The sequence below is a fragment of the Bacteroides gallinarum DSM 18171 = JCM 13658 genome (assembly GCF_000374365.1).
GTDB classification, from domain to species: Bacteria; Bacteroidota; Bacteroidia; order Bacteroidales; family Bacteroidaceae; genus Bacteroides; species Bacteroides gallinarum.
Genome location: NZ_KB894130.1, coordinates 61,996 through 83,620, shown reverse-complemented (window position 1 = coordinate 83,620; position 21,625 = coordinate 61,996). Strand labels below are relative to the sequence as shown.

At 41.4% G+C, this 21,625-nt stretch carries 15 protein-coding genes; 1 reads left to right on the top strand and 14 read right to left on the bottom strand.

The features are described from left to right. Positions 1–48: 48 nt before the first annotated feature. Complete coding sequence (locus C233_RS0110765) at positions 49–447, top strand: rhodanese-like domain-containing protein (RefSeq protein ID WP_018667603.1); 399 nt, start codon at positions 49–51, stop codon at positions 445–447. Positions 448–949: 502 nt separating this feature from the next. Here C233_RS0110765 and C233_RS0110760 read toward each other — a convergent pair. From C233_RS0110760 to C233_RS0110695, 14 genes are all read right to left on the bottom strand, one after another. Next, on the bottom strand, positions 950–1,903 hold the full coding sequence (locus C233_RS0110760; RefSeq protein ID WP_018667602.1) for a Rossmann-fold NAD(P)-binding domain-containing protein: 954 nt from the start codon (positions 1,901–1,903) through the stop codon (positions 950–952). A 29-nt stretch (positions 1,904–1,932) separates the two neighbouring features. After that, on the bottom strand, positions 1,933–3,180 hold the full coding sequence (locus C233_RS0110755; RefSeq protein ID WP_018667601.1) for a glutamate-5-semialdehyde dehydrogenase: 1,248 nt from the start codon (positions 3,178–3,180) through the stop codon (positions 1,933–1,935). A gap of 198 nt (positions 3,181–3,378) precedes the next feature. Next, complete coding sequence (locus tag C233_RS22625) at positions 3,379–5,058, bottom strand: beta-N-acetylhexosaminidase (RefSeq protein WP_373278754.1); 1,680 nt, start codon at positions 5,056–5,058, stop codon at positions 3,379–3,381. A gap of 23 nt (positions 5,059–5,081) precedes the next feature. Beyond that, a complete protein-coding gene (locus tag C233_RS0110745) occupies positions 5,082–6,644 on the bottom strand; it encodes a family 20 glycosylhydrolase (protein ID WP_018667599.1) in 1,563 nt (520 codons plus the stop codon). Then, positions 6,641–7,423, bottom strand: coding sequence for a glucosamine-6-phosphate deaminase (locus C233_RS0110740; protein WP_025069121.1), 783 nt, complete (start codon positions 7,421–7,423; stop codon positions 6,641–6,643). Before C233_RS0110740 ends, C233_RS0110745 begins: the two co-directional genes overlap by 4 nt. An 11-nt stretch (positions 7,424–7,434) precedes the next feature. Next, positions 7,435–8,622 carry an N-acetylglucosamine-6-phosphate deacetylase gene (gene nagA, locus C233_RS0110735; protein WP_018667597.1) on the bottom strand — a complete coding sequence of 396 codons (1,188 nt, stop codon included), beginning with the start codon at positions 8,620–8,622 and terminating at the stop codon, positions 7,435–7,437. Beyond that, entirely contained in the window at positions 8,598–9,935 is a 1,338-nt protein-coding gene (locus C233_RS0110730) for a sugar MFS transporter (RefSeq protein WP_018667596.1), read from the bottom strand. Before C233_RS0110730 ends, nagA begins: the two co-directional genes overlap by 25 nt. A 6-nt stretch (positions 9,936–9,941) precedes the next feature. After that, on the bottom strand, positions 9,942–11,066 hold the full coding sequence (locus C233_RS0110725; protein ID WP_025069120.1) for an acyltransferase family protein: 1,125 nt from the start codon (positions 11,064–11,066) through the stop codon (positions 9,942–9,944). Positions 11,067–11,068: 2 nt separating this feature from the next. Beyond that, positions 11,069–13,711 (bottom strand): glycoside hydrolase family 2 protein, encoded by a 2,643-nt coding sequence (locus C233_RS0110720; RefSeq protein ID WP_025069119.1) that lies wholly within the window; start codon positions 13,709–13,711, stop codon positions 11,069–11,071. A 15-nt stretch (positions 13,712–13,726) separates the two neighbouring features. After that, positions 13,727–14,566 (bottom strand): ROK family protein, encoded by an 840-nt coding sequence (locus C233_RS0110715; protein ID WP_018667593.1) that lies wholly within the window; start codon positions 14,564–14,566, stop codon positions 13,727–13,729. 24 nt (positions 14,567–14,590) lie between these two features. Continuing rightward, on the bottom strand, positions 14,591–15,409 hold the full coding sequence (locus C233_RS0110710; RefSeq protein ID WP_018667592.1) for a hypothetical protein: 819 nt from the start codon (positions 15,407–15,409) through the stop codon (positions 14,591–14,593). A 13-nt stretch (positions 15,410–15,422) separates the two neighbouring features. Beyond that, a complete protein-coding gene (locus tag C233_RS0110705) occupies positions 15,423–17,099 on the bottom strand; it encodes a RagB/SusD family nutrient uptake outer membrane protein (RefSeq protein WP_018667591.1) in 1,677 nt (558 codons plus the stop codon). A 12-nt stretch (positions 17,100–17,111) separates the two neighbouring features. Beyond that, on the bottom strand, positions 17,112–20,249 hold the full coding sequence (locus C233_RS0110700; protein WP_018667590.1) for a SusC/RagA family TonB-linked outer membrane protein: 3,138 nt from the start codon (positions 20,247–20,249) through the stop codon (positions 17,112–17,114). Further along, positions 20,246–21,451, bottom strand: a complete 1,206-nt coding sequence (locus C233_RS0110695) for a DNA-binding transcriptional regulator (RefSeq protein ID WP_018667589.1) — start codon at positions 21,449–21,451, stop codon at positions 20,246–20,248. Before C233_RS0110695 ends, C233_RS0110700 begins: the two co-directional genes overlap by 4 nt. Positions 21,452–21,625: the final 174 nt, after the last annotated feature.

Genomic DNA, 21,625 nt, shown 5'->3' with positions numbered 1-21,625 from the left:
ATAAGTGAAAAAGTGATAACTTTGATTACATTTTCAACCTACATTAAAATGAGTAAACTTATGAAGGCATTCTTTGCAGGCGTTTGCCTGTTCTTTTCCACCCTCTTTTCCTGCCAACAGAAGGGGGGAGATTTCAAGTCTGTTTCGGCAGATGAATTTGCAACACTGATAACCGACCCCGATATTCAGCGGTTGGACGTGCGTACGGTTGCCGAATATTCGGAGGAGCATATTCCCGGCAGTATCAATATCAATGTGCTGGACAAACAGTTTGCTGCCATAGCGGATTCTACACTCCAAAAAGACAAACCGGTAGCTCTTTATTGCCGTAGCGGAAAGCGCAGCAAAAAAGCCGCCGCTATCCTAAGCCAAAAGGGATATACGGTTTACGACCTCGACAATGGTTTTATCAGTTGGAAAGAAGCCGGGAAAGAAACGGAGAAATAGTGAAAATTCTCGTCACTCGTCACTTTTAGGGATAATCTCCTGTATATGATGAAGTTGGTGAGTGATGACAACCGATATGACGAGTGACGACCGACATCCGGTCATCACTCGTTTTTTAGGGAATATACTTACCTTCTCTACTGTAATTTTCTTATAATCAGTATTGTATATAGGATAATCGCCATTATTCCCATACTGGAACAAAGTGGGGAAATGGTGGTTAGTACTGTTGTTTTTGCCTCTTTAGTGCAGCCAAGATACCGCTATACTTACAGTAAAATCCCGTTTTGCAGTTGCGGGCTGTGCAGTTGCCAACTGTGGGCTGTCGGGCACACAATTGAAAACCGTTCGTCCCGCAGTTGCGGGACGAAGAAAAGCATAAGGAGCAATGGCATTTTACATCGGATACAAGCGCATTATCCACAAGGGATGCAGCGATTATATTGCGGGGAAATGCTTCTTACCGTAGCAGCCCGTTCCTTTTTTGAACGTAAAAACGCTTTTACAGGCCTTCTATCAGGCGTTTCAATACCACCGTTGCCGAAATCTCACGGTTGGCGGCTTCCGGTATCACGATAGACTGCGGGCTTTCAATCACGTCGTCCGTTACAATCATATTGCGGCGTACCGGCAGGCAGTGCATAAAGTAAGCATTATCGGTTACAGCCATTTGGCGGTCGCTTACGGTCCATGCACGGTCTTTACTCAGTATCTGCCCGTAGTTGTCGCCGGTATAGGCAGCCCAGTTCTTGGCATATACGAAGTCCGCACCTTCAAAGGCTTTCATCTGGTCGTATTCCACACGGGCATTGCCCACGAATTTCGAATCGAGTTCGTAACCCTCGGGGTGAGTAATGACGAATTCATAATCCGTAGCATTCATCCACTCGGCAAAAGAGTTGGGAACGGCCTGCGGCAACGGACGCGGATGCGGAGCCCATGTCATAACGACTTTGGGACGCGCCTTTTTCTTGTATTCCTCAATCGTAATGAGGTCTGCGAAGCTTTGCAGCGGGTGGCGTGTGGCGGCTTCCATAGAGAATACCGGCCGGCCGGAATATTTGATGAACTGGTTCAGTATTACTTCGTTGTAGTCGTATTCGCGGTTTTCGAAACGGGCGAAAGAGCGCACGCCGATTACATCGCAATAGCAGCCCATTACCGGAATCGCTTCCAGCAGGTGCTCCGGCTTGTCGCCGTCCATGATGACGCCGCGCTCGGTTTCCAACTTCCACGCTCCCTGGTTGATGTCCAGCACAATAACGTTCATGCCCAGGTTCAGGGCGGCTTTTTGGGTGCTGAGGCGGGTACGCAGGCTCGAGTTGAAGAATATCATCATTAACGTCTTGTTACGTCCCAGCTCTACATATTTGAAACGGTCTTTCTTGATTTCAAATGCTTCGTCCAGCGCAGTTCTCAGGTTGCCGATGTCCTGCACGCAAGTAAAGTTCTTCATACTTTTTTGGTAATTAATGATTAATGTTCTTACTTTCTTATCTGTCCTTCTCCTTCGATAATCCATTTGTACGTGGTGATTTCCTCTAAAGCCATAGGGCCGCGTGCATGCAGTTTCTGTGTACTGATGCCGATTTCGGCTCCCAGCCCGAACTGTGCGCCGTCTGTAAAGGAGGTCGGGGCGTTTACGTAGACGCAAGCCGCATCCACCTCGCGGCAGAACCATTCGGCATGTGCCTTGTCTTCGGTTACGATACATTCGCTGTGCCTGGAGCCATACTGCTGTATGTGCGCTATGGCGCTATCTATGCCTTCAACGACTTTCACGGCCATTTTGTAATCCAGGAATTCCGTACCGAAATCTTCTGCCGTGGCTTCCTGCAACAGCCCGGCAGGATAATGCCCCTGCAGGGAGGCGTATGCAAACGGGTCTGCATAGATAATTACATTGCTTTCCTGCAACGGCGCACAGAGCGCGGGCAGGTCTTTCATACGGTCGCCGTCTACGAGCAGGCAGTCCAGGGCGTTGCACACGCTGACGCGGCGTGTCTTGGCATTGTTGATAATGGCAGCTCCTTTCTTTACATCTCCATAGCGGTCGAAAAATGTATGGCATATGCCCGCACCGGTTTCTATCACCGGGATAGTGGCATTTTGGCGGACGAAGTCGATGAGGCTGCTACTGCCGCGCGGGATAATCAGGTCTACATAGCCGTTGGCATGCAGCAGCTCTGTCGTGGCTTCACGGTCGGCGGGAAGCAGCTCTACGATATGCGGGTCTGCCCCGAATTGTTTTAGTACATCGTGTATCACGCTGATAATGGTGCGATTGGAGCAATCTGCATCGCTTCCGCCTTTCAGTATGCAGGCGTTGCCGCTTTTCAGGCAAAGCGAAAATACGTCGAAGCTCACATTGGGGCGTGCCTCGTAGATGATGCCTATCACTCCGAAGGGCACGCTTATACGTTTTATTTTCAGTCCGTTGGGCATTACTCCCTGCTTCTGTATGCGTCCTACCGGTGAGGGGAGCTTGGCAACCTTGCGGATATCGTTTGCAATACCTTTCAAGCGGTCTGCGGTCAGCATCAGGCGGTCGTACTTGGGGTTGGAGGGCTCCATGCGTTCCAGGTCTTTCCGGTTTTCGGCAAGGATAAAGTCTGTTCTCTCCTTGGCTGCATCTGCAACGGCCAGTAATATCCGGTCAATCTCTTCGCCGTTCAGCGCCGATAGCTTACGGCTGGCGTACTGCACGGCAGCAAAGGTTTTGTTTAAATCCATTATTTTGTAGTTTATTAATTGATTGTTCTGCAAATGTAGTGATTATATCGATAAGTAGTACATTAAATGTAATATCATATAAACGTAAACCCTATATGGATAATAGAGACGATATCTTGAATGAAAAACACCTTTCCGCAGGCATTGCTCCAATGACTTACGGAAAGGTGTTTTCATTTAGAATTTTATTCGGGCTGGCTATTCCTCTTTAGGTGTTTCACAGCTTTCTACAGGTTGTGAGGTGAAAACGTGTTTGGCATAGTTCAATCCTTCTCTTTGGTAGAGTTTTACAAGGTTGTCCAGGCGTTGCAGGAAGTTTTCATAGTTTTTTTTGGCAGGTTGCATCCATTGTACTTCCGATAATGCTGCCATGCGCGGTAGAAGCATGTATTCTATTTGGTCGACAGAAGTAATGTATTCTGTCCATAAATTAGCTTGCACACCGACGATGTATTTCTTTTGTTCTTCTTTAAGGCCGTTGGTCGGTTCCAGACTATAAACTTTTTCAACCGGTACATAACCGCCGATAGCCATATAGGGTTCATTCTCGGTATCTTTTGCCTGGTAGTAATCGAAGTAACAGAAGTCGTTGGGAACCATAATTACATCGTGTCCCAGTTGGGCGGCTTTGATACCACCGGTACTGCCCCTCCAGGACATAACGGTGGCAGTCGGGGTGATGTCGCCTTCCAGAATTTCATCCCAGCCAATGACTTTGCGCCCTTTGCTGTTGAGGAATTTCTCGATGCGTGCCATGCAGTAGCTTTGCAGACGGTCTTCGGCAGAGTGTTTTCCATCGTCTTTCAACCCTTCTGCTTTGATGCGTGCCTGGCATTTCGGGCACTTCTCCCAACGGGTGCGTGGTACTTCGTCTCCACCGATGTGTATGTATTCGGAAGGGAATATGTCGATGATTTCACTCATGACATCTTCCAGAAATTTTAGAGTCTTGTCGTTTCCGAGGCAGAGTACATCTTCGAATATTCCCCAGTTGGGACATACTTCGTATGGACCGCCGGTACATCCTAACTCGGGATAGGCTGCAAGGGCTGCTAACATATGTCCGGGCATGTCGACTTCCGGAATAACGGTGATATAACGTTCTTGGGCGTATTTCACGATTTCACGGGCTTCCTTTTGGGTATAGAAGCCACCGTGGGGGATGCTGTCGTATTCGGGAGTGTTGTGGCCGATAACCGTACGGTTACGCATGGAACCGATTTCGGTAAGTTTGGGGTATCGTTTGATTTCAATTCTCCAACCTTGGTCGTCGGTTAGGTGCCAGTGCAGGGTGTTCATGTTGTGTAGTGCCAACAAATCTATGTATTCTTTGACAACTTTGATCGGATAGAAGTGGCGGCAGATGTCAAAGTGCATAGCACGGTAACCGAAGCGAGGCTCATCCTTGATTTCTCCTGCCGGAAACAGAATGTCGGCGCCGGTGGCTTTTGCCGGAATGGATTTACGTAAGGTCTGTATGCCATAGAATACCCCCTTTTCTGTTTGTCCCTTTAAAATGATGTTATCGGCGGTAGTCGTCATTACATATCCTTCTTTATTGGGGATATCGGCATCCAATGTCAGGGAGATAGCTCGTTTGACACTTTCTCCTTGAGGGATTGCTTCTATTGGGGGGGCATATCCTGTAGCCTGCCGGATGTACTCGGACAGGAATTGTGCGTTACGTTGTAATAGTCCGTTCCCTTCCGGATAGACGATGCGTGTACTGTTGTTTAATTTAAACCCGCTTTCTTGTGTCGTATTTATCTCCTGTGGCAAGGGGATTACGGAATAAGAAGCTGATTGCTCGTTGTGGCTACATGCTGCAAAAGCACATGCCATAAGCGGTACTAATAGTTTGTTCATGGCTTTGATTATGTAATGTTTTACGTATAGGTTGATTAATTATGTTCAGAATATTCTTTAAGATGTTTGTATTGTTGTTGCAATGTTTCGTAGAGACCCTGCATTTTTTCATCTTTTGAGAAAATGATTGCTTCTGCCTGGCAGGGTTTCAAATAGTTCCGGTTGATAGTAGTAAAGCGTTGGTTTAATTTTTTTGCGTCGGCTATAATTACTTTCAAACGCTCTGCCAAGTTTCCGGATTGGCTAATTTCATAATTGTTTGATTCGTAGGCTGCCTCTACTTCTTTGAATTGCAGGTAGTTTATGCGTAAATCCAGCATCAAGCAGTAATGCTCGAATTCTTCCGTATGCGTACGGGGGGCTAATCGGCTGAAATCCTTTTTCAGCTTTTCACACTCCTCTATAAGGGTGGCAATAGGTTGTCCTTTTGTATCCTTGCCCTGTTGAATGGTTTCTTGAGGCATTTGGAAGTAATGGAGAAAAATAGATGCTTCTTTTGCCGAAAGCCCGTAGCGTTCTTGTGCATAGTTTTTAATGAACGTTTCCGGATGAATCGGCTCAGGGCTATCGGCTGCTCGGCAGAAAGCGTCAATCAGTATCTGAAAACCCGACATTGGGTACACTTGCCGGATAGGTTGCATTTCGGTAATTTCCCAGTTTGTATCATAATGGAATCCATACGTTCCGCTGGTAGACCAGGATGTTTGTATGATGCCTTCGTAACCTTGTTGACGGGCGAAAGGCAGGAATGTTGCCAGGTTCTCGAAATGTTTCATCCATTGTGTCAAATAGATGTTGTCCGGATGGGAGCGTAAAGAAGGAGCACCCCACATTTTTACACCTAAGTTAATCAGGTTGTCCAGCTTGCCGAAATAATCGGGTTCCCAACCGTAATTCCAATCTACGTAGATAATATCTTTAGGAAGTTCCTGTATGGCTTCGGGATGTTTTAAAATGATGTCTGCCCAAATAACAGGCTGTTTCCCCATTTCCCGGACAAGGTCGGACATGGCTTTTACATAGTTTACGAATAAACGCGACTTGTCTACTTTGGAGCATTGCCGGCAGCTCCCCAACAGGTAGGTTTCATCTGCTCCTATATGGAAATAAGGAGAGGGATGCAGTGCTGCCACTTCCTGGAATATTTCTCTGAATATAGCTTTGGCATCTTCAATTTTGAGTGGGCACACTTGTGATACCTCTTTGGAATCTTCGCGTAATAGTGCATAGCGTTCGTGCCTGAGAATATATTCGCAATGTCCGAAACAATTTTGCAGAGGGATGACATCAATACCCAAAGAGTTGCAATAACCAACTATGTCTTTGACCTCTGCTTGTGTAAATGCTTGTTTGTTACGGAGTGTGGCATGCTTTTGAAAAGGAAAGGATGCTTCGTACTCTAAAATCAATGTGTTGATTCCTTTTTGGGAAAGGTCATATGCCAATTTTTTAATGGCAGAAACGGACATGACTTGTGTACGGAAATCCAAATGAAAAGCTCTTACGGCAAATGGTTTTTCTGCCGGATTGGCATACAAGGGAAAACTGATGCACAAGAGGAAATAGAATATGAATATTTTATGAAGTCTTGTTTTCATAACAGGTTTGTTTTTAAGGGTAATAAAGATGCGCTGTCTTTGTCGCAAAAGAGGGTAGCTTGTGGATGCGTACGCAAAATGGAAGCAGGGCATTGGGTACTGATAGGACCATATAATGTTTCTTTTACGGCATGAGCCTTTTGAACTCCGGGAACCATGCATAATAAGCATTGGGCTTTCATGATAGTAGGGATAGTAACGGTAACGGCTTGTTGGGGGACTTCACTTAAACTACGGAAACAGCCGTCGTGTACCTGCTGCATCCGGCATATTTCGTCCAGGAATACGGTTTTTACAGACTGTGGGTCGTTGAACGATGCAACATGCGGGTCATTGAAAGCTATATGGCCATTTTCGCCGATTCCCATGAATACAATGTCGATAGGATACTGGTTTAGAACTTTTTCATATCGTTGGCAAATGGATTGGGGTATTTCGTTTTCTCTATACAAATAATGAATCGATTTGAAAGGAACAATGTCGAAAATGCGTTCTTTCAGAAAATTGCCGAAACGTTGAGGAGCGTCCTGGGCTAATCCGATATATTCGTCCATGTGCAGTGCATTGATGCGCTTCCAGGGAATGTCTTGGTTTTGTAGAGCAGCAAGGAACTCGTTTTGAGAGGGTGCGGCTGCAAACAGAATATTGATTTCTTCTTTTTGGTTCAGCAGCTTATTTACTTTAACGGCCGCCAGGCGAGCGGCTTCTTCCCCCAACATTTCTCTGTCGGGGTATATCCGGGTGAGCAAAGTTTCTGTTTTGATTTCTTGAATGTTCATGGTTGTCGTCATTATATTAGTTTTTCTCCGTTAATAAATACTTGTTGAATTTGTACTTCTTTATCAAAAATAACGATGTCGGCATCATAGCCCCGTGCTATTTGCCCTTTGCGGTTTTGGATACCCATGATTTCAGCAGGTGTCTGCGTCATCATACGGACTGCTTCGGTCAAAGGGCGTTCTCCCATTCGGTGCATATTACGTACCAGGCGGTCGGCCGTTGCCACACTACCGGCAAAAGCTTGACGGTCGGGCAATTTGGCAACACCGTCTTCGATAATGACCTTTTGACCTTTTTCACGGCCTCCCAGGATGCTCTCCCCTTCGGGCATACCGGCTCCGCGCATAGAGTCTGTAATAAGTGCTACCTTTTCTGCACCTTTGTTTTTTACGGCAAGTTTCATTAGCGGTGCAGGAACATGGATTCCGTCGGCAATGAGCTCAATGGTTATGTTGTCCAACAGGTAACCTGCTTCTATACAGCCGGCATAACGGAATGCATTTCTACGGGTAATGCCATTCATACAGGAATAGAAATGGGTGATGTGCGTAAATCCGTGTTTCACGGCTTCGACAATGTCTTCATAAATTGCATCTGTATGGGCAATAGAAGGAAGAATACCTCGTTGACAAAGTAAATCCCCGAATTCAAGTGCACCCGGAAGTTCGGGAGCAATGCTCCAACGAACGATGTCCTGGCTTCTTTCTAATATTGCCAAGTATTCGCTGGGGATAGGGTTACGCAGGTAACGGGCATCTTGCGCTCCGCGGAAAGCATGTGCAAAGTAGGGACCTTCCAGATGCAAGCCTCCGAATGCCGCTCCTTGATGTTGTGTTTTTACTTTGTCGTAAACGTCGAGAAAACGCAATAGTTCTTGATTGTCCGAAGCCAATGTGGTCGGAAACAGCAGGGTTGTACCGTGGCAAAGGTGTGTGCGGGCTATGTTGAGGCAATCTTCTTCCGTACAGTCCATAAAATCGGAGTTACCGGCTCCATGGGTATGAATGTCTATAAATCCCGGTGCGATATAACTACCGTGGGCATCATAGCAGATGCAGTTTGCTACTTCGTAGTCCCCGCTTTCTACACCAATGATTTTTCCGTCGGTGATGATAACGGAACCGATGCCTAAATCTTTACCTGATGTCAGAATATGACCGTTATAGATTTTTGTTATTTGTTTTTTTTCAGTTTCCATAATTCAGACCAATGATTGAGTTTATATCCGTAAAAAGCGTAAAATATCAAGTAAAGAAAACATGGTATGAGTACTACATACCCGATACGTAATCCATAGTTATCAGCTATCAAGCCATAGATGACTGGCATGAATGCGTTACCGCACAAAGCCATTACCATGAACGACGAACCTAAATTAGTCCATTTACCCAAATCGTGGATAGCGAGTGGCCAGATACCGGCATAAATAAGTGCATTGCATACTCCCATTAAACTTAGGCATAGGATAGAGAGCGAAGTATCGTGGTCGTAAATTTCGATGCTTCCTGGAATAAATAAAACGCAGAGTGATAAAATAAGTCCCCCTATCGTACAAAGACGGAATAGCTGTTGCTGACTGGCAAAACGAGGTATTAACAAAATGCCCAGGAAATAACCGAGTAAAGCGCATGTCAGGGTTAAGCTGGGAAAGATTTTAGCTTCGTGCAGATTAAATCCCATGCTTTCGGCATAACTGATAATCGTGTCGATAGAAATGACTTGTGCCGCGACGTGGAAAAAGATGGCAAACACTCCGAGTACCAGGTAAGGAAAAGAGCCGATGCTTCTATGGCCGTTCTCGCTGGGAATACTTCCTTTTTCTTCTTTTTCATTCCCTAATTCTGGTAACCGGATGAAATGTACAAGGCAACCGAAAAGGAAAAGAAATACGGAAAGAACTGTGTAGGGGATGATAACGCGTTGTATCAGTTCGTTCAGTAAAGGCTCTTTGTCTATTACAGATAAATTACCCGATTTCAATGTCTCAAACAATATCGTATCGGAGTTTCTCAGGATAATAGCAGCAAATAATAATGGTGCAAGGATACCTGCCACTTTATTACATAATCCCATGATACTGATGCGTCGTGCTGCCGACTCGATAGGACCTAAAATTGTAACGTAAGGGTTGGCAACCGTTTGTAAAATGGATAGTCCTGTTCCTATGGTAAATAGTCCTGTTAAGAAAATCGGATAAGCCCTGGTGTAGGCGGCAGGAACAAAAAGCAGGGTTCCTACGGCCATTAACCACAGTCCGGCAATAATCCCTTTTTTAGAGCCAATATGCCCTATCAGTTTGGCTGCCGGAATGGACATTACCAAATAAGCAATATAAAAAGCCAATGCTACGAAATAAGATTGTGTGTGGGTTAGCTCGCATGCCACTTTAAAGTAGGGTATCAGAATGGAGTTGACCCATGATACCAATCCGAAAATGAAAAACAGCATGCCCAGCATAATCATAGGTAGCAGGTTGGGCACTATTGGAGATTTAGAGTTATCTTTCAACATATCTTTTTACAGTTTTATATAAATGCGTCTGCGATATAATAAATAGCCTGGTATCCAAATAAGGCCTATATATAATAAAGCATATAGTAGGGAACTTGCCTTTTCGTCTAATACCGGTTGTAGTACTTGCTGATAGACTAAGGCTTTAATGCTAAGGGTTTGTCCTTCATAAGGGATGAAGGACAGGTTGAATAGTACGCTGACAATCCATGCTAAGCAATACATGAATAAGGGATTAACTCCAAATGCTTCGAAAAAGCGGGTCCATTTCTTTTGTTGGCGAATGTCTATTACTTCAATTAACAACACTAAAAATAAAGATGCAGCACCACAAGTTACCAATGTGTAAGATGTAGTCCATAACTTTTTGTTGATAGGGTCTAGGTATTGCAGCAAAAAGCCCATAAATAATATGATAATACCGAATAGAGCGATTTTCCGGATTTTCTCCTTGTTGTCGAAAGTACTTGTGATAAGATATCCTACATATGTACCCAATAATACATGTGCCCAGCAGGGTATGGTACTGAGCAATCCTTCTGGTTCGAAAGGGAAATTTCCGCCTTTTGCAATTTCCTGGGTTAAATGGTTTGCTCCCAATAATTTGACATCTATAACAGATATCAAGTTATCTGTAGAATGTACATATCCATTGAAATATTGTAATAGAATAATATAGGTTAATAGCAAAATCCCTGCCGTACCGAGATAATATTTCTGAGGTAACAATATAGTTAAAAAAGCACCTCCACAGTAAGCCAGCGCTAGACGTTGCATTACTCCTAATATCCGTAAGTTTTCCCATGAGAATATTCCATTGCATAAATTGGAAAAGCATTCTAATGCGATACCCACTGCAAAAAGTGCTACTGTGCGACGAATGATTTTGAATGTTACCCGTTTATCTATTCTATTAAATTTTTGCATGGAAAAATGTATTGCAATACCCATAATGAACATAAAAAAAGGATATACTAAGTCGGTTGGTGTCAATCCGTTCCATTGGCTGTGTTGCAAAGGAGAATAAATGTATTGCCAGGAGCCCGGATTATTTACCATAATCATGCCAGCAATAGTAATTCCTCTTATTACATCAAGAGCCAGCAATCTGTGGTTTGACGTTTGTGCCATATTCATTTTTGACTTTGTGTAATAGTTACTTGTTGTTGAGGTACATTCCAACCAGACATAACAAGGGTTATGTTTTGGGAAAGTACAGTCGACTTAGGAATAAGACATTGTATCGTCCGCTTTTCTCCAGGAGCTAATGTTAAGTAGTTGTCTTCCCAGAAAATAGGCGATATTAATTCCCCTTGTTCATCTTTTAAGCTGAGACGGATGAAAAATGCCAATGCTTGGGGGGTATTCTCCAAAGTAATCTGCAATACTTTGTCTTTACCTTGGGGGACAAATTGGGCATTGATTTTACAGTTGCTTTTTGCCATTGTTGATAATTGGGTAAAATCTGCGGTTTGCTTTAACGGTGTTCTTATCCATGTCGTTTTATCCCAATCGGGCTGGTCGGGTTGTGCTGCAAGATAATAAAAATTGTCTGCTTTATACTCTTTTTGGGTATCTTTCGTATTTAAAAATAAGAATGAATTTTGAGATAATGCAGGAAGCTTAAAAACTTCGACCACATTGTATGGTGCAATAACCAAAGATTTTGTTTGTTGATTTTGCAGGCGGTTGTCAATACCGTACAAAGACATACTTGCCTGTATGTTACAAGTATCTGCTCCTTCATTGACTGCATAAACTTTATTTTGTATGTAGTCATAAATTAATTGTTGTGGCATATTCGCTTTTTTTACAGAGTAATATGCGGCTGTAGGAATCAGATAGTAATCATATAGTTGCCAGTAGAAAGACGGCCATGCCGAATTCAACATCCATTGTACAATACCTGTTGCTTTAGGAATGTTTACACGAAATGCTTCGAACATAGCACGTGTACCTTCGTAGTTCAATAAGTCGGCCTTTTTTAAGAAATTATCCAGGTTGTTAGGGGTGCCATATCGTGCGGTAATGCTGTTTTTTAATACATCCAGCGTGTTCATTGCTTCTGTTGCTGTTGTACAATGATAGTCCCATGTCTTATTTATCGGCCAAAGTTGATTGGCAGGAATCATTTTCTTTATGGATTCTATTACGGGTAATTGTGCTCCGATTCCTGTTTCTGTATTGAATCCGAATGCACCTCCCGGAGCTTTGGGTGAGTACCAATAGTTAGGTGAGACATAGTCGTATGGCCCTGCCATTTTCATACCCGTTGCGCCTGTAACATTACTTGTTAACTCTTTTGCGGCACATATATAGGGGCGGTTGTCTATTTGTGACAATATTGCTATGTATTTTTTTTCAAGTTCTGGTCTTGGCAGCATGTCGCTTCCTAAAAACCATGCAATAATACTTGGATGATTGCGTAGCCAAAGGACTTGGTCTTTTAATGAGGTTGCGATAAGCTCCATGTCCGTTTCGGATTTGATGCCACCGAATTCATCACAGGGACTTCCTAAATAATGTTCCCACTCCCAATGGCAGCTCCAACCTACTAAAACTAACAAACCGTATTTGTCGCACAGATTGTATAAGTTTTGTGAAGTGCCCCAAAAGTTTTCCAGACGGATAGAATTCAGGTTCATATCGCGAACATATTTAAGTTCTGTTTCGTTGCGCTTGGGTGAATTACGCAAGAATATATCATCGGTCCAGCCTGCACTTCTAACAAGTACTTTTTTCCCATTGAGAAGGAAACCTCTGTATCCTTCTTCGGTAAAATAGTCTTGAATATCACGTATTCCAAAATGAATGTTCTCTTTATCAGATATTTTATTATTTATAAGAAATGATAGCTCCATTTGGTACATTTCGGGCTTCCCCATGTTATGGCACCACCATAATCTCGGATTTTTTAGGTGAAGAATATCCGCTTTAGATGGAGATATCTTCTCGATACGTTTTTCTTTAGGCTGTAAGGTGATAGGAATGTTAAAGGTTTTACCTTCTAATTTCCCGGTTAATACTCCTGTTACTTGTTTGTCTGAATAATTGGTTAGTTCAGTTTCTACAGTTAGCCATGCCTCATCTAAGGTTTTAAGGTTGACCTTTGAACGTATAGCTGTGTGGTTTATTGAAACTTCATTGTTTAATGCAATATGGACTTCACGGAAGATTCCCATATTTTCATCGGCAGGACGTGGGTTCCAATCGACAAATCCGATATTAGGTTCTCCGGGCTGAGCTTTAAACACTTCTACAGCCAATATGTTTTTTTCTTTAACAAATGGAGTGATATCTAATTGGAATTGTCGAAAAGCCCCCCGGATAGAGTTCCGATTGGCTATTTGCGTACCGTTCAACCATATGTTCGCAGAGTAACTAATACCGTCGAAACTTAAAGTTGCATGCTGGTTGGGCTCTAAAGGAGGGAGTACGAATTCTTTGCGATACCACCATGATTGTTCAAAAGGACTTTTGTCGATATTTTTATAATTCGTACCTATGAAAATATCCTTGTATTTATCATATTGGCTTAAAACTCCCATAACTGTTGCAGGAAGAGTTGTAGGATACCAATCATCGGTGGTAAATTGAGGAGATGAAACTTCTTTTCCTGAAGCATTTATTTGTTGGGAAGATTGTATTTTCCAATTATCGGTTAATAACATATCAGGCTTTATTTGTGTTTGGGTATTTTTGTTGCCTGAAATGACCGGTTGTACTACACAGACGAAACAATAAATTTGGCAAATTATGGTTATGAGTTTTTTCATGGTGATAATTTTGATTTATAACAAATTGTTGTTCACTAAAGCTGAAGCTCCTAATAAGGCTATGTCTTTGTTTTCCGATATTAATATCCTTATATTTTTAAGTGTCTCTTTATAAGGAAAACTTTGCATGCACTTCCACATGGATTGTTCGAAGAGGTTGAATGCAGATGATATTCCTCCTCCTATAATGATAACATCAGGGTCATAAGTATATAAAATTGCTTTTATCATTTCTCCGATATGGTGTCCGAATTCATTCCAAACAGTTTGTATGCCTGTTTCTCCTAATGTTGCTTTTTGAGCTGCTTCTTGAGCAGTCATCTCATAATACATTTTAAAAAAGTGACTACTGCAATAATGTTCAAAGTCATATTTTAAGTAAGGGAGAGAGCCGATTTCACCTGCTCCGGCATTTCGTCCGGCATATAACTTTTTATGGATGATAATACCGGCTCCAAGCCCTGTACCAATTGTTACTCCGACAATATTCTGAAAGTTTATACCTTTACCGAAAAGATTTTCTCCTAAAGCAAAACAGTTGGAGTCATTGTTTATGAATACAGGAATAGAAAAGGAACTTTCCAACTCATCTTTTAAATGAATTTCTTTCCATGAAGGAATATTGGTAACATTATATACTATTCCTTTTTTAACATCTACGACAGAAGGTACTCCGATACCTATTCCTTTTATCTCTTTGTTGATATTGTTTTTAATTAATGTTTTTAATTGACTCAGGACTTCTTCGTCATTTTCGTAGGATGGACATGAAATACATTCTTTTTTAAGAATACTGGCATTTTCTATGACACCAAGTCTTATATTGGTTCCACCTAAATCTATTCCTATATTCATTTGTTTCTGTGATTTATGTTTTATTTACTTTTTTCTAAAACACCAGAATGTGGCATCGGACCATGCTTCCGCATCTGCAGGATTCCAACATAATACCATTCTATTTTCTGTTAATTCAAGAATTTCAAAAGTTGTGATTATGTTAGTTTCATCATAATATGCATGTCCACTCAAAACAGAAACGCCACTAATCGTAAGTTGCCCGATAGACCATTGGGTTCCGTGGTCGGGATTTTGCTTAATGACTGACATATCAAAAGCAAAAGTGCCTTTTTCTATGATATTCCCATTGGCATCTTTCTTAGAAAGATTAGGACCGCCATTTAAATCGAATACTAATTCACAATTTGCATCTTCTAAATTTTCGGGTTCACAAACATCCCACGAAGGAGCAAATTCTGTTAACCAGCCTCCTGTTCCATAAACTATGCCATTATAGTCTTCCAAATTCCAAACCCAGCTTTTGCCTGATATTTCATTACCAGCAAATAAGCTCCATTCTTGCGTTATAGGGTGGTCTATCTTATCGATAATAACTTTTCGGGTGGTCGTTACCGTACCTCCCTTACAAAAACCGGTAAAAGTTATCTCTTGTTCTCCCATAAACGGTAGAGTTACAGTTACTGATTTCTGAGCGGCTACTCCTGTTATATAATTCCAGTAACTGCCTACTCCTGGTGTATTATTAGTCATTATGATTTCATTGCCACCTTCGGTTGTGTTATGTACATCCAAAACTAAATCATCTTCTGAGATGATTTCTCCTAATGGTTTATTATCAACTAAAGGTTCACAGCTGCAAAATGCCATGAGTAAAAGGAGTATAGAACATATATTTTTCATATTTATTTATTTTTTAATTTAAGTTACTTTCGTTTCCCCAACCAGGATTTTGTTCTAATAATCCGGCTGATAAGTCAATCTGGGTTTGTGGAATGGGCATCAATCCTTTGGTTTCTTGAATCCGTTGTGCAAGGTCTCCCATATTCATGGTTGTTTCAACCATATTATCCAAGACCTTAACACCATTTTGCTTATTCAAGGCATCTCCTGCAATTCCCCAACGTAGCAAATCCCAGTAACGTAATGCTTCGAAAGCGAACTCCCAACGTCGTTCGTCCCGTAATGCCTGTTCAGAGTAGCTAATTGCGGGAAGGCCGACTCTTGCCCGTACTCTGTTTAACGGTGTTGCATCTTGGCTTAACTCTGCAGCCATTAAAAGTACGTCAGCAAAACGAATGATAACAATGTCTTGTGTGTTATTTAGCTGGTAGTCCGAGTCGATATCAGGATACAATATACAGCTATAATTAACACTTTCTCCTGCATCATTGTAAGCGTTGATTGCCATATATTTTTTCTGCCAATATCCAGTTTCATTCATTTGCTTATCGCATCCCCATACATAGTTTGGAAGTTCTTTTTCTACGCTTAAGATGGAGCCTTCACGTCGGATGTCATTGGCCGGCCATTCATCCCATAATTTAGTATTAACGGGAGCTACACCCCAACCTGTTCCAAAAGGAAATATATCATCTAAACTTTCTGGAGTACGCGGTGAAAAATGTAAACATGTTTCATTGCTGTACCACGGATTATCCCATGTACCTTTCGAAGAGAACTTTATGGCGAATACTGTTTCAATGTTATTCCCGTCTTCACCTACCCAACTCAGATTGTTATCTTGTGCGTATTTGTAGTCTTTTTTAGTGTATTCGTTACTATAAGGCCACAAATTACGGAAGTCACCGACAAGGTCGTGCCCACTATTATCTATACAATCATTTAGAATTGTAACAACTTCATCTTTTGTCAAACTGTTATTTTCATCTATGGGGATGTTTGTTTGCTGATAGTATCCAGTATAAAATAGGAATACACGTGCCAATAATGCTTCTGCAGCCCATTTGGTTGCTCTTCCGAGTTCGGAATTATTAGCTGGGTTATATTTATTAGCGGGTAACAAATCAATTGCTTTTTTTAAATCACTGGCCATTTGCCCATATAACTCCGCAGCTGTGGCACGTGGGAGATTTTCTGTCGTTGGAGCTGTTATGAGAGGAACGGTCCCGAACATCCTACATAAATCGAAGTAGAAATATGCTCTTAAAAAATAAGTTTCTCCTTCTATCTTGTTCCGAGTTTCTTCATTTTCCCAAGATACATTATCCAATGAACCTAGTAACATGTTACAACGATAAATGCCACGATAGTTTTGTTTCCAAATATCAGCAAATGTATTCTCATCGACCTTCTTGAGCCTATCCATTGCGTGTTTTCGTCTGTTATCAGGACCGCCGCCACCAAAGCAATTATCAGAGAGAACTTCTGAAGCGATGAAAAAGTTTTGCCTGTCCGAGCCGGGAGTCATTTCACGTAGCGAGGCATAGGCTCCTGTCAATGCAATTTCTGCATCTGCAGCAGTTTGAGGGAAATTGGAATTGTCTTTTTTGACAAGGTTCTCTGTATCAAGAAAGTCCTCACAATTGGAGAATGTCAATAATACCAGGAAGTATATTAATATCTTTTTCATAATATTTTTTATTTAGAATTTTATATTTGCGCCTACCATATAAGTTCTTGGACTGGGATAGAATCCTAAGTCAATACCGGAAGCCCAGTTGTGATGCCCTCCGTAACCGATTTCAGGATCCATGCCGGAATAGCCGGTAATGGTGAATAAATTTTGGGCCGTTATATAGAGGCGAAGTTGCTTTAATGGTAAAGATTTGAACAGTTTCTTGAAATCATATCCTATGGTGATATTTTGCATGCGTAAATAATCTCCATTTTCCATATACAAATCGGAATTGTATTGCCAATTAGTGTGTGTGCCAGATGTTAGCCTTGGCAGTTTATTGGAAGTTCCTTCTCCGTGCCAACGTCCAAAAATATCGGATGTATAATTCTGGCGTGTCAAATCTACATATGAACGGTAAGATTTCATTATTTGATTGCCAAATGCTCCCGTCATTGCCATGTTTATGTCAAATCCTTTATAAGAAACATTCAAACTTAATCCTAAGTTTACATCAGGATGAGGGTTACCTATCATGCCTTGGTCGTTTTCGTCAATCACGCCATTTCCATTACGGTCTACCCAAATGACATCTCCAGGTTGTGTTCCTTCGAGTTTTGCTCCTTGATAGTTGGCAATTTCTTCTTCAGTTTGAAAGATACCAGCTGTTGAATAGCCATAGAAATAGCCGATTGGATAGCCAACTTGTGCCCGGTAAACTTCTGTTGTCAGATTACTTAAAATATCCGGGTCTCCATGAATAATTCCTTCTGAGTTAGCTATACGCGTAACTTCGTTTTTGTTGTGGGCAATGTTTATTGTTGCTCCATATTGAAAGTCACCGATATTATCGTTCCAACTAAATGAGAATTCGAATCCTTTGTTTTGAACGTCTCCACCATTAATAAAGGGAGCCTGGGTTCCATAGATATCAAGTACCGGTGCTTCGACTAACCAGTCTTTTGTGTTTTTAATATAATAGTCAAAATTGATTCCGAGTCTGTTATTAAATAAGTATGCATCGAAGCCTAAGTCGATTTGTTCTGATGTCTCCCAAGTAACTTCTTCATTGGGCAAAATATCCGGGTAAGAACCAGAAGACAAGATAGATTTGTCAGGTCCGAAGCTGTAGTCGGCATCTTTAAAACGAATTGTGGCTAAATATTGGAATGGGTCTATATCCTGATTACCATTTTGTCCCCAACTTGCACGAATCTTAAGAAAATCCAGCCATTTTTTACTCGGTGCCATGAAACTTTCTTCGGAAATGACCCAACCAGCTGATACAGAAGGGAAGTAGCCCCACCTGTGCCCCCGTGCAAAATTGGAAGAACCATCCATACGCATTACAACGGTTGCCATATACTTGTTTGCGTAGTCATAATTTACACGTCCAAAAAATGAGGCTAATTTATTTTCTTCCCAAGGACTTCCTCCTAAGGTTGTTCTATTTGTAATTAAAGTCGTATTATTGAGATAGGCATGTTTGAAGTCATCGAAAATAGAATTTATATTACTTCCATTCATACTGTCGCCTAATCCGTGTTTCTCTATAGATTGTCCTACTAAAACATTGACTGAGTTTCGTTTGATTTTGAAATCGTAAGTAAGCGTATTTTCCCACATTAGGTTGCCTCCCATAGACATTTCCTGGGAAACAGTATTACTATCTTCAAAAACATTACTTGCTAATTGATAAGTCGGAACGAAACGTCTATAATTATTAGCACTGAATGTGTATCCGAAACTACTACGTATTTTTAAACCTGATATAGGTTGAATGGTCGCAAAAATATTTCCTTGGAGAGTATGGGACTTGGATAGGTTATTACCATTAACATAATCCATTTTCCCTATAGGATTTGCTTCACGTCCCTCCCAGGGTATAGCATAATGATAGTCCCCATTTTCGTCTTTATTAGGCAGAAAAGGGCTGGCATTTAACATATCTCGTATATCATTGCTCCATGTGTCACCAATAGCAATACCGTTTTTCTCACTATAAGAATAAGATAGGTTTTCACCTATTTTTATTATATCTAATTTACCCTTTTTATACAGCGTGTGTTCTGAATTGATACGTGCAGTATAACGTTTATATTGAGGCTCAACAGGTTTTCCTATCGTTCCTTCTTGTGAAGTATAAGCTAAACCTATAGAATAAACAGACTGCTCTGTACCACCTGTAATATTCAAAGCATGATTTTGGATAGGGGCATTTTCGTTTCTTGTCTCTTCTAACCAATTAGTCCCTTTCCATGTACCATTCTTGATGGCTTCCCAGTTAGGTACTAATGTTTCATAATCATAATCGGGTAAGCCATCCATCATTCGGGCTTCACTCATAATCATAGCATATTCTTGTGCATTTAATATATCGGGCATTCGATATACATTTTGTACTCCATAGTAACCGTCGTATGAGATTTCAGGCTTACCTATATGTCCTTGTTTGGTTGTAACTAAAATTACACCATTTGCTGCTCGTGAACCATAGATTGCTGCGGAAGCTGCATCTTTTAGTACATCAATGGACTCTATATCGGAGGGATTAAGACTGTTTATATCTCCACCGGCTATGCCATCGATAATGTATAAGGGGGTTGCTGAACCGGTAGTACCCAAGCCGCGGATTGTAACTTTGAAGCCTTCACCCGGCATTCCGGAACTTTGAGTAATATTAACACCTGGAGTTTGGCTTTGTAATGCCCCTAATACATTTACAGTGTTTAATTTGGCGATATTATCACCCTTGACCTGTACAGTAGCTCCTGTAACCAGTTTTTTCTTTTGCACACCATATCCTACGACAACAACTTCATCTAATAGTTCTGTTGCTTCTTGTAGAGTAATTGTTAATTCTGTACGCCCATTTAGAACAACAGTTTCACTTTTCATTCCTATATAATCAATTTGTAGTACAGCGTCTCTGGAAGCTACTTTAATGGTGAACTTACCGTCTACATCAGTAATTACACCGGTTTTACTGTTGGGGTCTTGTACAGTAGCACCGATGATAGGCTCTTTGTCAATCCCGATTACTTTGCCGTTTACAGTAAAACTGTTTTGGGCAAACATAATAAGGTTACAACACATACATACAGCAAGGAAAATACTTCGCCGTAAGGAAGTTTTTTTCCCGACGAGTGGATAAAGAACTCTCATTGTTTCTCATTTTTATTAAGGTTAATACTCAAGTTTATTTTTCCGTATTTATAATAATTTCTATATTGTGTCGGTGTCATTTTATAAATCCGTTTGAATGATTTAGTCAGGTTAACATAATCTTCGTATCCCAGTTCAAATGCGATGTCCATAATAGGTAAATCAGAGGTCAGCAACTTTTCAGCGAAACAGGATGTGCGGAAATCTAAAATATATTGATAAATGGAGATACCGATTTCTTTTCGGAAGTGTTTTTCCAGAACACGTCGGGATACGCACAGACGGTTTAGGATTTCTTTGATATTGATAAGTCCGTTCTGCTCATCTTCAATGAGTTTCAGCGCATCAACCACTAATTTGTCGTTAACGGAATACCCTTCGGTGGACTTTCGCCGTTCAATACGTATCGGGTTGATAATGATGTTGAATTGCGGTAAAGAATGGTCTTTAATAAGGGCATGTAATTGTTTGGCTGCCTGATACCCCCCATTTTTTACATCCAGTACAATGGAAGATAAGGGAGGGTCGGACATATTACATAAAATCTCATCATTATCTACTCCTAAAACTGCAAGTTCTTGCGGCACTTGGATACCACAAATACCACAGACCTCGGTAATGCGAAGGGCAAATACGTCATCGCAAGCGAATAAAGCGGTTGGACGGGGTAATTGTTGCAGCCAAGTTTGCAAAGTTTGTAAGTTAGAAGTTGAGCCATATCGTATATTGCTTTCTTCGTTGTAAGTATATACTTTTTGTCCTACTGAGGCAAGTTTTGTACGGAATCCATCTTCTCGTTCACGTGACCAAATTGTAGCGCTGGTTCCGTAGAAAGCAAAATTTGTAAAACCTTTCCGTAAGAAATAACTGGCTGCAATTTCCCCTGTACTGTAATAATCGCCAGTGATATTCGATATCCCTTCTACGCGATTAGTATAGTTTTGTAAAATAATGGGAATGCCAATGCTACGTAAACGAACTGCGTTATTTTCGGATAATTGCCCCAAAATAGCATTTGCCCCCCAGCGTTGCGCTATTTCGATAACAGTTTCTATAGCCTTCTCGTCTTTCAGGTCCTCTCGGGTTAAAGGTATGCGATAGAAACGCCAATTACCAACTTCCATGGAGTAATTCAGGAAACCTTTTAATAACAGTCGGCTGTAGGCACTGGTAAAATCAGATAATAGCAAAACTTTAATCATGATATTATTAGTATTAAACTTGTCAGTTCGCTTTTTATTTATTTGACGTAAAAGTACGCCATTTCTATTTGTCGATATGCGACGATAAGAGTCTTTTTGTTGTTAAAATACGAATAATTATACTTTTACGAATAGATTATGTTGCTATTGGATGATTATGATACAAGTATCATT

What these genes read in the sequence shown, in the direction of transcription:
- C233_RS0110740 (WP_025069121.1), bottom strand. Translation starts at nt 7,423, where the DNA reads ATGAACATTCAAGAAATCAAAACAGAAACTTTGCTCACCCGGATATAC.
- C233_RS0110730 (WP_018667596.1), bottom strand. Translation starts at nt 9,935, where the DNA reads ATGTTGAAAGATAACTCTAAATCTCCAATAGTGCCCAACCTGCTACCT.
- C233_RS0110710 (WP_018667592.1), bottom strand. Translation starts at nt 15,409, where the DNA reads ATGAAAAATATATGTTCTATACTCCTTTTACTCATGGCATTTTGCAGC.
- C233_RS0110700 (WP_018667590.1), bottom strand. Translation starts at nt 20,249, where the DNA reads ATGAGAGTTCTTTATCCACTCGTCGGGAAAAAAACTTCCTTACGGCGA.
- C233_RS0110705 (WP_018667591.1), bottom strand. Translation starts at nt 17,099, where the DNA reads ATGAAAAAGATATTAATATACTTCCTGGTATTATTGACATTCTCCAAT.
- C233_RS0110745 (WP_018667599.1), bottom strand. Translation starts at nt 6,644, where the DNA reads ATGAAAACAAGACTTCATAAAATATTCATATTCTATTTCCTCTTGTGC.
- C233_RS0110725 (WP_025069120.1), bottom strand. Translation starts at nt 11,066, where the DNA reads ATGGCACAAACGTCAAACCACAGATTGCTGGCTCTTGATGTAATAAGA.
- C233_RS0110715 (WP_018667593.1), bottom strand. Translation starts at nt 14,566, where the DNA reads ATGAATATAGGAATAGATTTAGGTGGAACCAATATAAGACTTGGTGTC.
- C233_RS0110765 (WP_018667603.1), top strand. Translation starts at nt 49, where the DNA reads ATGAGTAAACTTATGAAGGCATTCTTTGCAGGCGTTTGCCTGTTCTTT.
- C233_RS0110755 (WP_018667601.1), bottom strand. Translation starts at nt 3,180, where the DNA reads ATGGATTTAAACAAAACCTTTGCTGCCGTGCAGTACGCCAGCCGTAAG.
- C233_RS0110695 (WP_018667589.1), bottom strand. Translation starts at nt 21,451, where the DNA reads ATGATTAAAGTTTTGCTATTATCTGATTTTACCAGTGCCTACAGCCGA.
- C233_RS0110720 (WP_025069119.1), bottom strand. Translation starts at nt 13,711, where the DNA reads ATGAAAAAACTCATAACCATAATTTGCCAAATTTATTGTTTCGTCTGT.
- nagA (WP_018667597.1), bottom strand. Translation starts at nt 8,622, where the DNA reads ATGGAAACTGAAAAAAAACAAATAACAAAAATCTATAACGGTCATATT.
- C233_RS0110760 (WP_018667602.1), bottom strand. Translation starts at nt 1,903, where the DNA reads ATGAAGAACTTTACTTGCGTGCAGGACATCGGCAACCTGAGAACTGCG.